Annotated in this window: 10 protein-coding genes; 1 reads left to right on the plus strand and 9 read right to left on the minus strand. The window is 42.0% G+C overall.

What is annotated here, in order from left to right; all coding sequences use genetic code 11:
* Nucleotides 1–21 precede the first annotated feature (21 nt).
* The 8 genes from MHN30_RS11065 to MHN30_RS11100 form a co-directional block, all read right to left on the minus strand.
* A complete protein-coding gene (locus tag MHN30_RS11065) occupies nt 22–1,329 on the minus strand; it encodes a hypothetical protein (protein WP_239359594.1) in 1,308 nt (435 codons plus the stop codon).
* A 629-nt stretch (nt 1,330–1,958) separates the two neighbouring features.
* The gene (locus MHN30_RS11070) at nt 1,959–2,558 is read right to left on the minus strand and encodes a polymer-forming cytoskeletal protein (protein WP_239359596.1); all 600 of its coding nucleotides are present in this window, start codon (nt 2,556–2,558) and stop codon (nt 1,959–1,961) included.
* A 191-nt stretch (nt 2,559–2,749) separates the two neighbouring features.
* Nucleotides 2,750–5,434 carry a DUF349 domain-containing protein gene (locus tag MHN30_RS11075; RefSeq protein WP_239359598.1) on the minus strand — a complete coding sequence of 895 codons (2,685 nt, stop codon included), beginning with the start codon at nt 5,432–5,434 and terminating at the stop codon, nt 2,750–2,752.
* Nucleotides 5,424–5,705, minus strand: a complete 282-nt coding sequence (locus tag MHN30_RS11080; protein WP_010371878.1) for a DUF1315 family protein — start codon at nt 5,703–5,705, stop codon at nt 5,424–5,426. Before MHN30_RS11080 ends, MHN30_RS11075 begins: the two co-directional genes overlap by 11 nt.
* Before the next feature lie 2 nt (nt 5,706–5,707).
* On the minus strand, nt 5,708–6,034 hold the full coding sequence (locus MHN30_RS11085) for a zinc ribbon domain-containing protein (RefSeq protein ID WP_239359599.1): 327 nt from the start codon (nt 6,032–6,034) through the stop codon (nt 5,708–5,710).
* 108 nt (nt 6,035–6,142) lie between these two features.
* Complete coding sequence (locus MHN30_RS11090) at nt 6,143–7,813, minus strand: AGCS family amino acid carrier protein (RefSeq protein WP_239359600.1); 1,671 nt, start codon at nt 7,811–7,813, stop codon at nt 6,143–6,145.
* Nucleotides 7,814–7,948: 135 nt separating this feature from the next.
* Nucleotides 7,949–9,076 (minus strand): M14-type cytosolic carboxypeptidase, encoded by a 1,128-nt coding sequence (locus MHN30_RS11095; protein WP_239359602.1) that lies wholly within the window; start codon nt 9,074–9,076, stop codon nt 7,949–7,951.
* Nucleotides 9,077–9,321: 245 nt separating this feature from the next.
* Complete coding sequence (locus MHN30_RS11100) at nt 9,322–10,767, minus strand: glyceraldehyde-3-phosphate dehydrogenase (RefSeq protein ID WP_045988707.1); 1,446 nt, start codon at nt 10,765–10,767, stop codon at nt 9,322–9,324.
* A 188-nt stretch (nt 10,768–10,955) separates the two neighbouring features.
* Here MHN30_RS11100 and MHN30_RS11105 point away from each other — a divergent pair, with 188 nt between their 5' ends.
* Nucleotides 10,956–11,756 (plus strand): DUF2989 domain-containing protein, encoded by an 801-nt coding sequence (locus MHN30_RS11105; protein WP_239359604.1) that lies wholly within the window; start codon nt 10,956–10,958, stop codon nt 11,754–11,756.
* A 61-nt stretch (nt 11,757–11,817) separates the two neighbouring features.
* Here the strand turns inward: MHN30_RS11105 and MHN30_RS11110 are convergent, their stop codons facing one another.
* Complete coding sequence (locus MHN30_RS11110) at nt 11,818–13,143, minus strand: sodium-dependent transporter (RefSeq protein ID WP_239359605.1); 1,326 nt, start codon at nt 13,141–13,143, stop codon at nt 11,818–11,820.
* Nucleotides 13,144–13,164: the final 21 nt, after the last annotated feature.

Consider the following 13,164-nt stretch of genomic DNA (forward strand, 5'->3'; position numbering starts at 1 on the left):
TAAGTAGGCAAAAACATAATCTTAATACGCCGTGTCTAAATTCGCGACGACTTGCATAGATACAAAATTATCAAATTTACTATCGTCTCTAAGATCATTATTCCATTTTTCGTCCAATAACGCCGAAAAAGACTTATTATCAACCGCTTGACCTTCATAGCCATATAAATAGATAGATAATACTTCAAGGTCTACTTGACCTTCTGGCTCAGGGAAGACTTCTCCGAATGACAGATCAGGGATTTCTCCACGGATACCACCTTCTATATCCCAATCAAACCTAGTTTCAGCCGCGTCGTCAACGAGAAAACTAAATCCCCAACGCGCGCGTGCTAAGCGCTCGTCGGTTGAGGAGAAATCATAATTAGTATCTGAACTATTGGATGCTGCGAGCAAATCATCAAATAGATTAGGCGAAATTTCAGGTAATTGCGTGAGCATATAATTGCCATCATTCTCAACTGAATTTTGCGCACGGATGTAAAAGTTGATGTCAACGCTGTTGACCGAAGTACTTTCAGTAATATACTGGTTTAAGAAATTAACATCAGTAAGAGTTGGAAAAATATACATAGGATCTGCAGACTGACCGCTAACGGCATTACCGAAAACATATCGCTTTTGACTCTTTAGATAACCTCGAGTAGACATAAATTCCGCATTAGTCCAAGAAATAGGCTCAATTGCCAAACCATCATAAACAAAGTCGCTGTTACTTAGTTTAATGGTATTACTGTCTGTGGGAACTTCAATAATGGCTGCTTTACCAAGATTAATAAAGGGAGCGGTTGCAGTAATATATAGCTCAGTTATATCAGGGCAAATTGTTACCGAGTCACGTAAGAAAGTGCTAGAACCATATCGAATACTAGCATTGGCATAATCTCCGGTTAACTCAGATTTATCTATATTGTATACTGAACAGCCACAATTTTCGCTGTAATTCTGGAAGTAAAAGTTTCCGAGGTTTTTTCTCTGTGAGATATCCAATTCTGTATATATCTGTTTAAACTCTTCTAGGTCTCTGTCTTTCACATCACCTATTACAGATAGATGCATCGTGCCTTTAGGCAACTCACCACTAAACGTACCACTGCTATTTGTTTTTGCAGTACCGACGGGTTTACCATTGGCATCATGAAAAACAATATCTGTGCTAACACCTGTATCCTTCCCGCACTGGTGCTGGTAAGTGTTAAGTGAAATCGTTTGAGTAGCTGGCTTTGTACCTCCGCCAATCTTCCCTGTATCATTCGATGACGAATCGCCACATGCTGACAGAGTTAGTGTTAAAAATGATGATAGTAAAGTGAGCTTATAGTTTTTCATGTAATGTCCATTTTCAGTTTTACCTAAAATTATCACAAAAAAAACCTCTGTGTATCAACAAAAAATTCTCTCTTGTGGCAAAACATAACAACTCCTTATCAACGACACTTAATTGTCAAACCAGCGTTGGGAAAAAGCCTCACTCATAGCCAAACATAGTAACTTTGCTGGTATTTCGGATAATTAATACCAATCCGCTTAATCAAGTGATCATTTTGAGGCGAGAAAATCTTGTCGATAATCCTGCTATCGCCAGGCTACCCACATTCATGTTAGCAAGACGAGAATTTTGCTATTTAACCTGAGGTTTGGGGAAGGAATGAGCTAACTCATTGCTTTTAAGCCCACATTAAATTATCCCCTTATCTAGCCAGACAGTTTTGGGGATAACAAGGGGAATTTACGCACCAATAGCTGGCTATTGGAAGTAAATTCAACGCAGTTAGCGCCAAGTTTACTCCTTCAAATTGGGCAAGTATTAAGACTAATTGATGTAATACCTTTCTGACAGCTGGTTCAGCTTATTGAAGAAGGAAATTTATGCTCGAAAGAGGAGAGTTTGATTTATGCAAACTAATGGTGGGTGTCCACACAAGCGTTTGCACAAGCGGTTACTACTCTCATGCAGCTTACTGTTTATAGTGATAAGTGATCTGACTTTGTAGATGTTTAGGTTCAATATGAATAGGACGATAAAGCTGGATAGTGCCGACAATCTTTGCACCATCACTAATTGTAAGCGTTGGTATGTCTTTCTCAAGCTTAGAAGCAAGATATCCTGCCTGACGATAAATCACATCACCTAAAATAGTAGCGCCGCTGGCAATTGTAATATCTCCGCTCGCGTTAATGACGTTTCCTTCAATTAGAGCCGACTCACCAACCTCAATATTACCATTAGTAACTTGAATGCTCCCATATACGTGCGCTTTTTCCATCAGCATAATATTACCATTATCAATATTAACCGACTGTGCTTCACTATGCTTATCAAGCTGAATATTACCGTTAGTCACTTCTGCAGATTTAACTTCGGCCCCTTCAGCTAGCGTAATATTGCCATTTTGTAGGGATAAGTTCCCGGCTCTTTGACCACTTGCCACATTAATATTTCCAGCAAAATGGCTTAAGTCTTCACCATGAGTAGCGTTAAGATTACCTACCGAGCATGCAACTAAGTTGAAGGTAAACGCAAGCGCAAGTGGATATTGATAAAGTTTGTTGGTCATTATTTTTTCTTCTGATTATTGGTTACTAGAGCAAAGTATTAAAATAAAGTGGTGTAACTACCTAGAGCCACTAAGCAGATTTCTCATAACTTTAGCATTCAAACCGAGCTCAAGAGGTGTTAGAGGCGGATAGAGTTTACATCGGAGAAGCCTACCCAGAGTGTTCTGAGTAGGCTCAAAGTATATAATGACTATGCGTTCAAAACAGCAAGTAACCTGCCTTTTGACGTCACTATATCGGCTTTGTCAGCCTCAGCGAGATAACTGATAAGGTAAGTCTCAAGGCTGCTTTCTTCACCTTGCAGTTTTGCATCTAGCATCGCGACTTGCTCAGACATTCTCTCGCTTTGCAAGGCTTCCGGTGATGACTGATTCGTTAAAATCTCAAGTCTCAATAGCAACTGGGCGGCGTTTAGCGAGGTTTTATTATTACCTTGCCAAGAGCTAGGAATATCACCATCAGTTTCTACCGCTTCCACCAGTTCATTGAACTTTTCACGACGCTGTGAAGAAAATAGATCATCTAATTTCGACTTCACTTGTGACAATAAACGATTCTTTTCTTGCTTCAGTCCTGGCACTACAATAAACGTATTGAGTTCATCACGAATGGCAGCCAGTTCATTTTGAGTGACCGCTTCAATAACCTTGTTGTCGAACTCTGCAAGCAACTGACGCTGCTCGGCTTCCTGCGACTTCTCATGTGCTTTTTGCTCGGCATATTGTGCGCTGCGCTTTTCAAACACGGCATCATTATGGGCACGAAATGCTTTCCACAGAGTATGCTCTTGTTTGGCACCAGCAAAACCAATTTGCTGCCACTGTTTTTGCAATGATTTCAGTAAGTCACAAGCTGCTGCTAAATCTTCAGCCTCAAGCTGCTGCTGTGCAGTTTCAACTAGCTTGGCCTTTTCAACGGCATTGGCTTGATGGAAGGCTTTAAGCTTCTCGTAAACCGCTTGATGGTGCTCACGGTAAATCGAATTCAGCTTTTGATAGACTTTGGCATCCACATTACCAGCATTTTTCCACACTTTGGCTAGGCGGTTAAATTGTGCTTCTACTTCTCGCCAATCAATACCCTCGTTATCCAAACTACTAAGCAGTGCTTTAACTTCTTCAATCACCGCTTCACGCGCTATTTTTGCCTGCTCACGCTGTACTTCTTGCTCCGCAAAGTAAGCGCGACAAGGTACAAACAATAATTCGATTTTTTCATCAAATTGAGCTGCTTGCGCCTTTTCCTGTTCCGTTTCAACATGACCAAGTTCGTTCCAACGTGTTCTAAGTAATTTTACTTCCTCAGCACGCTTAACAGGGTCAACCGACTCCTCAGCCAGTTTGATATCAAGTTCCGTAAGCAATTCTTCACGTTTAGGTGTAGCTGCATACTTTTGCCAATCTTTAAGATCTTTTAATGCTTGAGACAAGCTTTCATGCTGGTTTTCAAGCTGCTTTTTGTAGCTTGGCGTAAGCAACTCAAACTGCTCAATAAAGCCATTAAAAACACCAAATGCCACGTTGAATCGACCCTGATCAATTAATCGTTGAACATCGCGTGCTTTCTTCTTCGCGATTTTGAGTGCCTTTTCTTGCTCATTTTTCAGCGGCTCGATAGCTGTCATAAACGCTTGGCTTGCATCTGATAGCTCAGCTTTTGCTGATTTATGCAATACCTTAGGCAGTGAATCTAACGTTTTACGCGCTGTAACATAGCGGTCTTTTTGTGCTTGTACTTGGGTATCAAGCGCTTCTAACGAAGTTGGTACTTCAACTGCCTTTAACTCTGCTAAGGCATTATTGAAGGTTTCACTTGCAGCAATAAGTGCGGGTAAATCGGCAAGATCACGCTCAATATTTTGCAGTTTTCTTGTGAACTCGCCAAGCGCTTCAACAGTGACATATTGAGGTGCAGACACTTTGCCTTTTAATACTTCACTACGCTGAACCAATGCATCGTGTGGGGCTAAGTCTAGTGTTTTACATGCAACTTCGACCGATTTTTCAATGGCCTCAAGTTCAGCAGTTAATTCCGCGACCTCTAGGGCTTCATTTTGCTTTTGCATTAACTCAGCTTGCTGCGCTTGATGTTTAACTTGTAACTCATTGAGATGACGGTTTAATTTATCTGCTACTTGTTGATACTTTGCATCTAGTGCAGTTACCGTTTCAGCATCTAACCACTTAAGCTCAATGCTTTGCCACTGTGCAAATAACTGTTGTGCTTGCGCGTTCACAATTTCATAGCTTTGCTTATCTCTTAACGCGTTTAACTTGGCAAGTACAACCCGCGTTTGCTCAGCAACTTTAGCAGGCATTTCTTTTGCTAGTCGCTGCTGTTCCAGTGATCCAGTAAGAGAAGTCAGCGCTTCACCTTTGGCTGCTTTTAGGACACTCTTTTCAAGTGAATGCTGTGCAATCAGTTCCAACATAGCGATCTGAAGTGCTTCATCACCTTCTTTGAACGATTTTTCGATTAACGTGGCGTTCGCGAGGCGCTTAAGCAGTTTAACTTTGTTCGTTAAATCGGTCTCAATTAACGCAACTTTCTCAAGCGTTTTAGCTGGCGCATAGCGTTCAATGTATTCTTCACGAATGTTGCTCTGCAATGCGGTGTCTTGATTAATAACCGCACTCGAAATTTTCTGCTCAGCAAGCTCTTTTAGCTCGCTATCTTGCTTATAAACTTTCCACCAAAGACCAAGGTCATTTACCTTAGTAAGTACCTTTTTTCTGATCTGCGCAGACTCGTCCTCAAGTGCTAGCGTATGTAGTAAAGTTGCGTCTTTGCTTAAGTCTAACTTGTCCACTGCTTGTGAGCGAACGTCAACCTTAGGGTGTTTCCATTTCGGTGTAAAAAGGTGTTTAAAGATCATTTTCACTGAACCTAGCTATTTCATTGTCGGCTTTGAATTCTTGTTGTAATTCGCGTTTGGATTTTTGCACCATTTCACCTTTTTCGTTGATGGTGAACTGCTCATTGGACTTAGCTACTTTTGCTTGATATAGCATGACCAACTGCACGGTTTGCTCTTTTTGCGCATCACTTAGTGGCGTACCATCAGGCCACTTTCCGGTTGACGCACCGTATTGCAAACGCTCGAATACTTCAGGGGTAATATTTTGAACTAAGCTATCTACATTCATTACTACTTTTTCTTTTTCAAAATAACGAGGATGACTCGATTAATTAAGTACCAAACCGCACCAATGCCTATAGCACTTTTGCTTGCGATCATTTCAAACGAGTTAGGGTCAGGCTGCTGCCAATAGATATATAAGAATCCACCTAGTACTAGGATCAGTGCAATAAACGAGTAATTCATTACAGATTGCTGACGTTTTACACGATTTCTAGAGGCCGCTCTCTCTCTGTCTTCTTGAGAAAAGTCTGCTAAATTGGTTTCACAATGCGGGCAGGACTTATGTTTGGAGGAAATAGGTTTACCGCAGCTTGGGCACTGTGCTATTGCCATCGTGTTACTTCTCCATAATACAAAAAAGGGCACCTGTGAGGCGCCCTATTCTACTACCTTTGCGAACTCTTGTCCTTACATGACAAGATAATTTTAATTAAAATTCGCTCACTGTTTGTGTTCTTTGTTGAAATCTTCCCAGTATTCTTTAACCGAAGATTTCATTTCTTTTCTGAGTAGTAAAATACCAAACAAGTTAGGTAACGTCATCACTACGATGGCTACTGCAGCCAACTTCCACACTAGTGTCGTATCAGCAAACGACGCCCAGAAGAAGCCTGCAACATAGAATACGCGATACGGCATAACCGAACGACTACCAAGAAGATAAATCATCGCGCGGTCGCCATAGTATGACCATGCAATTGCCGTAGAAAACGCGAATAACAACAAACCAATCGAAACGATGTATTTACCATTTTCGCCCAAATAACCTCGCGTAAATGCTTTGGTTGTTAGCTCTGCCGAATGCACTAAAGAGTAACCAATCACGCTGATGCTATTGTCTGTTGGCAAGCCGTCTTTCACTTCGACCGTTCCTGTGTACTTGTGACGCTCTGTAATACCAAAACGTACTTGCTCACCAATAGAACGCGAGTGGATCACGGTAAAGTTTTCCGTTACCGCTTTACCCTGTACAACTTCAATCTCACCATTGAAAGGTTTGACAGTATGCTCTTTTTTACCATTCAAGTAGGCGTACAATGCATCTCGGTCTTGTTGATTCGATTCGTCATATTTACCGTCTAAGATAACCATAGACGAGCGCTCGAAATGGGTTTCGAACTTTTCGGTCCACACACCCGATGACAAAATAACCAATCCCGTCAAGGTACAGATAATGATTGTGTCAATAAACGGTTCAAGAATGGAAACCATACCTTCAGACACTGGTTCATCGGCTTTTGCCGAGGCGTGCGCGATTGGTGCTGAACCTTGACCCGCTTCGTTAGAAAACAGACCTCGGTTCACCCCACGGTTAAATGCATAAGCAAAAGAAGCCCCTAAGAAACCACCCGCTGCCGCAGAACCCGTGAAAGCATCTGTAAATACAGAAAGGAAAGAAGGAACGATATTATCAACGTTGTAGAAGATAACGGCAAAAGAACCAAGAATATAAATCGCGGCCATTAATGGCACAACGCGAGAAGTGATAGCAGCAATGCGCTTGATACCACCAAGTATAACAAGCGCAAGTAAAACTGAAAGCACAGCGCCTGTCGCCATCGGTGCAAAACCAAAGGTCGCTTCCATGCCTTGAGCAATGTTGTTGATCTGCGGCAAGCTACCTGTACCAAATGAGCTAATCACAGTAGCAATTGCAAATAATACCGCTAACCATTTCATGTTTAGGCGGCGATCCATATAATACATAGGACCACCGGCCATGGTGCCATCATCTGTTTGTACACGATATTTATGCGATAATGTGACTTCCACAAATTTGGTTGTCATACCAAAAAAAGCAGTCATCCACATCCAAAATAATGCTGCCGGCCCACCGATTGAAATTGCCAGCGCCACCCCACCAATATTACCAGTACCAACTGTGCCAGAAAGTGCCGTTGCGAGTGCTTGGAAGTGAGTGGTATCGCCTTCTAGGCCTTTTTTATCATATTTACCAGTAACGACTTTACACGCATGTTTGAAATATCTGATCTGTGGAAATTTCAAGTAGATTGTAAAAAACAAACCTACCCCTAACAGAACATACGGGAACCAAGGTGAACCACCTAACATTCCATCTAAGCTATCTAATAAGCTGCCTAACACATCCACGAATATTCCCCTTTATTGTTGTTATTACACCCTGTCGAGGTGCTCTACCTTATTATTTTTAAATATTATTTTGTTGTTCTTTTAAACGCACAAAAATAAACGGGTAATCAATATGGTGATTACCCGTCTTTAAGCTTATCTTAAGTCGTCAACCACATTTAAGATTGCAGCTAAGGTGTCTTGACCAAACTGATATGAACGTCGGTCTGACCAGCCGAAGTAAGGATCCGGCAGATTTGCATTATCCTTAAACGGCATTTCAACGGTATAAGCCAACGCTTTGAACGCTTCACCAACTGCACACGAAGCAACGGTAAGGTTTGCTTCACCCGGTGCATCTTTATCGTAACCAAATTCATCTTGGAACTCAGGTGTAATAGTTAACAGTGCCGCTTTGAAAGATTCTTCCAAACGCTGTAGACGCTCATCATAGCTCGGAATACCTTCACTGCCCGCAACGAAGTTATACGGTAGTGCTTCATCACCATGAATATCGAGATACATATCCAACCCAGTTTCATGCATTTTGTTTAATACATAATAAACTTCAGGTGAGTTCTCAAGTGTTGGAGCTTGCCATTCACGGTTAAGGTTAACGCCTTTTGCATTTGTACGCAGATGACCACGAACGCTGCCGTCCGGATTCATATTTGGCACGACATAAAATACCGCTTTCGATAACAGTGCAGCGGCATGTGGATCTTCGTCATCCAATAGTTTGTGAAGCAAACCTTCAACAAACCATTCTGCCATCGTTTCACCTGGGTGCTGGCGCGCCGTGATCCAAATCTTTTTCTTCTCATCTGACGGCTCACCAATAGTGAGTAAGCTCATATCACGGCCATCAAGCGTTTGACCTAGCGTCTCTACAACGCACGCATCATGGGCTTGAGCCCAGTAGACTAGGTCTAAATGGCGCTCATAACTATAAGGCGCAAAATAAGCAAAGTAGGTGTGAGCACATTCAGGCTCAAAATCGATAGTTAACGTGCCATTCTCATAACGGGTTGGCACACGGAACCAAGTTTGACGATCATAAGATGCAACCGCATGATAGTCATCCCAACCTTCTGGATAGGCTGAGTTTAGTAGTTGATTGATATGAATTTTGTGCTCTAAAAAAGGCGTAGACTCAAGTCTAAAGTGAAACCATTGAAAAAAGTCAGACTCATTGTCTTTATTGATTTCTAGTTGAATATCTGCAGGTGATTCTGCTTTTACCACCTTGATATTACCACTATCGAAATTACTCGTAATGCGCATAGGTTTCCCTAAATAAGTTAAAAACTGCTGTGTAAATACACTGTTACCATACTCAACTATGCTTCAGTCGAGAATTATATTAAACCTCAAAGAGAGGTAATACTATGCCTGTCTTTGCACAAAGTTGAGGTGTAACTTTTTGTTAGCTAATTGTAGCTGACCTATCTTTGCAAGCCTACCACAACCAATTTGTTTCAAAAACTAAAAAAGCCAGCTGGTGCTGGCTTTTTATCGTAAATTTCGTGTTAGCGAGGTAGGCTCGGGAATTTTACTTCCGCCATGTCTTGCATTACACGTACAACCTGACAGCTGTAACCAAACTCGTTATCGTACCATACGTAAAGTACTACACGGTCGCCATCAACGATAGTTGCTTTTGAGTCAACCACACCTGCATAACGGCTACCCACAAGGTCAGTAGACACGATCTCTGTTGATGCAGTGTAGTCAATCTGGTCACGTAGTTCAGAGTAAAGTGAAGACTCACGAAGGAATTCATTTAGCTCTTCAGCAGTTGTTTCTTTACCTAGATTTAGGTTAAGAATTGCCATTGATACGTTTGGTGTTGGTACACGGATTGCGTTACCAGTTAGTTTACCAGCAAGCTCTGGCAGTGCTTTAGCAACCGCTTTCGCAGCACCGGTTGAAGTAATAACCATGTTCAATGCTGCACTACGACCACGACGCTCAGCTTTGTGGTAGTTGTCGATCAAGTTTTGGTCATTGGTGTAAGAGTGAACCGTTTCAACATGACCATTTTTAATACCAAACTTGTCGTTAAGTGCTTTTAATACCGGTGTGATTGCGTTAGTTGTACAGCTTGCTGCAGACACAATCTTGTCTTCAGACTGAATGTCTGAGTTGTTAACACCATAAACGATGTTTTTGATGTCGCCTTTAGCAGGCGCTGTAAGTAATACTTTAGACGCACCGATTGACTTAAGGTGTTTACCTAAGCCATCTTCGTCTTTCCAAACACCTGTATTATCTACGATAAGTGCGTTTTCAATACCGTATTTTGTGTAATCCACTTCTTCAGGTGAGTTTGCGTAGATAACTTGAATGTAGTTACCGTTTGCTTTAATCGCACCTTTTTCATGGTCTACTGTGATTGAACCATTGAAAGGACCATGAATTGAGTCACGGCGCAATAAACTTGCACGTTTCTCAAGATCACCATCGCGGCCACCGCGAACAACGATTGCACGTAGGCGTAAATCAGCGTGAGAGCCGCCACGTTCGATAAGTAGGCGTGCTAATAAACGGCCAATGCGACCAAAACCATAAAGAACGACGTCACGAGGTTCTGGACGTGTGCCTTGGTTTAGTAATTCTGCAAGTTCTGCATTTAAAAACTCTTCGATTGAGCGGCCTTCACCTGCATTTTTATAAATGTAGGCATAAGCTAGCTTACCAAGGTCAACACGACCTGGCGCTAATTCCATTTTGCTGATCACTTCTAAGAATGGAAAGCTTTCACGGAGACGTAGTTTACGCTCTTCAAAACGTGCTACTGTTTTGTGTGCTTTGATAACATCAATGGTGCTTGCGCTTACAAGAGGACGACCGTATACAGAGATTTCAACGCCTTTGTTACGGTATAGACGACCGATTAGGGGTTGCATGCTTTCTGCATAATCTTGACGCTCTTGCCAGCTGTTTTGATATTCTTGCTCGTGAGATAAGGTCATTTTTTCTGCCTAATAAACAATTTTCTTTGAACGGATAGCCCGAATGGGCACGGCTATTCTAATTTAAACTGCCGTGATTCTCCACTGTTACCGAACAATTCATTGCGTTAAACTAGTAAACTATTAGCTCTACCCTGTTTATTCGGGCGTAACCCCCTATAATTATAAAAAATCATTGAGGTCAAACTATGGCGTTTAAAAAGTCGCTAGTTTTTGCAGCGTTACTACTTGCTGGTTGCGACGACACCCTAACCTTGAACCAAGTGTGTAGCGAAACGCCTGGTTTTTGTGAAGACTTAAATAAAGACAGTCACTGTAAAGACGAACGTGCGTCGCTTATCTACGCGCGCTATCACGAATACAAGTCACCGACGGACGAAAACAAATATGACTTGTTGCAGAATTTAGAAAGCTACAACCTATGTGTTTCTCGCGCCGCCAAAATTGAGCACATCAAGTTAAAGGAAAAAACCACTTCACGAGTGGAAGGTCATCTCACTGCACTAAAAGAAATGACACGTATTTATAACGAAACAAAAGGCAGTAACCACCCAGGTCTACTTTATTATCATTGGTCTCGTAACAGTGATCGCACAGCAATGAACAAGCTTTTGAACATGCAGGATGACCCTAGAGTTCAGAACGATCCCGAAATTCAGCTTTTCCTCGCAGAGTTTTACGCCAAAGTAGATGATGATAAAACCGTTGATATTCTCTACCGCGTATTAGAGCTAAACAAGAGAGGCCATACCCCTAACCCAGAAGTCTATTCATCTTTAGTCAGTATTTTCTACAAACACGAAAAGTATAAGCACGCATATACTTTTGCCAGAGTGGCTCAACTTTCTGGGGTTGAAGATATCGATATTATTCCAGTGACAAACCAACTGGCTTCAATGGGAAAAGATTTAGCCAACTTAGATTCATTGGCGCAACGAACTTACGAGAGCATTCAAGCTGGGGAGTTCGTTTCCCCTCGTGATTTCTGAGTCTTGTTATCAAAATAAAAACGGGAAGCCTATGCTTCCCGTTTTTGAAAATAAATGATCACTATTTTGCCAGTGCAACGTTAATAAATACCGCGGTCATTAAGATTGGGCAAACAAATCTAACGTACTGAGCAAACCAGTAATGTGCACCACGGGATTCTAAGTGGAGCTGATTACCGCGCTTCCAAACCCAACCAACAGTAATAAAGTAGAACAGCCCCATCAATGGTAGCTGATATTGCGTGAATAGACTGATCACCAATTCGAACAGCCAATCAAAGTTTAGAATAATCGTGCTCGATGCTAAAAAGATAACTAGCGTAACCAACCAAGTCGCTTGTTTACGTTTAAAGCCATGGTTTTCCACCAAGAACGATACCGGAATTTCTGTTGAAGAAATGGTAGAAGTTACCGACGCAATAGACATAAGCACAAAGAAAGTCAGGCTAACTAATAATCCCATTTCCCCCATATTGGCAAATAGCTCGGGTAAAATGGCAAAAATCAACCGGCCTTCACCGATTAATTTGCCGTCTTGAAATACTTGAACACCATTTTGCTGCGCAACGAATATTGCAGGGATAATAAGTAAACCGGCCAAAAATGCGACACTAGTGTCTAGCATTGCAACACTAAACGTAAGCTTAGGTAGATTTTCATTCGGTTTTAAGTACGAGCCATAAATCATCATGCAGCCCACACCCAACGACAACGAAAAGAACGCCTGCCCCATCGCCGCGATGATCAAATCAGGATCGCTAATTTTTGAAAAGTCCGGAACTAAATACGTTCTAAACCCTTCTGCTGCGCCGTCTAATGTCGCCATATAACCAATAAGACAGAGCAGTAATACCAGTAACAACGGCATAAGTCTGCGCGACCAAGCTTCTATGCCTGATTTTACGCCTTTAAGAATAATGCTCGCAGTCAAAATTAACATCAATGGCGTAAAGATAAAGTTTCTCAGCATTGAGTCACCGCTAAGAAACTGATGTGCAGCATCTAGTTCAGCCATTTGCGCAAGAGGATCAAGTGCATGAGACAGCATCCATCCAGCCACAATGGAATAAAAGCTGAGCATCACGATAGCACCAGCAAGGCCGATATACCCCGCCGCGGCTCCTATTTTCGGATTACCTTCACGCCAGGCTGTCTTAAGTGCTTTAACTGGATTTGCTTGTGCCTGATGGCCTAAGTACAATTCTGTGTAAAGTGCAGGTAATGCGAGTAAGAAAATTACCGCAAAATAAACCAGTAAAAATGCACCGCCACCGTGGTTTGCAGCTTGTGTGGGAAATCCCCAAATATTACCAAGTCCAACAGCCGCACCAGCTGCTGCTAACACAAAGCCAAGTCGGCTTTGAAATCCATCGCGCGTATGAGCCATGTCTGTAATCAATCATTATTT

The organism is Pseudoalteromonas sp. OF7H-1 (assembly GCF_022347825.1).
GTDB lineage: Bacteria > Pseudomonadota > Gammaproteobacteria > Enterobacterales > Alteromonadaceae > Pseudoalteromonas > Pseudoalteromonas maricaloris.

Bases quoted from the DNA above. Each gene is read 5' to 3' on its own strand.
- MHN30_RS11065 (WP_239359594.1), bottom strand. From the start codon at position 1,329: ATGAAAAACTATAAGCTCACTTTACTATCATCATTTTTAACACTAACT.
- MHN30_RS11070 (WP_239359596.1), bottom strand. From the start codon at position 2,558: ATGACCAACAAACTTTATCAATATCCACTTGCGCTTGCGTTTACCTTC.
- MHN30_RS11075 (WP_239359598.1), bottom strand. From the start codon at position 5,434: ATGATCTTTAAACACCTTTTTACACCGAAATGGAAACACCCTAAGGTT.
- MHN30_RS11080 (WP_010371878.1), bottom strand. From the start codon at position 5,705: ATGAATGTAGATAGCTTAGTTCAAAATATTACCCCTGAAGTATTCGAG.
- MHN30_RS11085 (WP_239359599.1), bottom strand. From the start codon at position 6,034: ATGGCAATAGCACAGTGCCCAAGCTGCGGTAAACCTATTTCCTCCAAA.
- MHN30_RS11095 (WP_239359602.1), bottom strand. From the start codon at position 9,076: ATGCGCATTACGAGTAATTTCGATAGTGGTAATATCAAGGTGGTAAAA.
- MHN30_RS11100 (WP_045988707.1), bottom strand. From the start codon at position 10,767: ATGACCTTATCTCACGAGCAAGAATATCAAAACAGCTGGCAAGAGCGT.
- MHN30_RS11105 (WP_239359604.1), top strand. From the start codon at position 10,956: ATGGCGTTTAAAAAGTCGCTAGTTTTTGCAGCGTTACTACTTGCTGGT.
- MHN30_RS11110 (WP_239359605.1), bottom strand. From the start codon at position 13,143: ATGGCTCATACGCGCGATGGATTTCAAAGCCGACTTGGCTTTGTGTTA.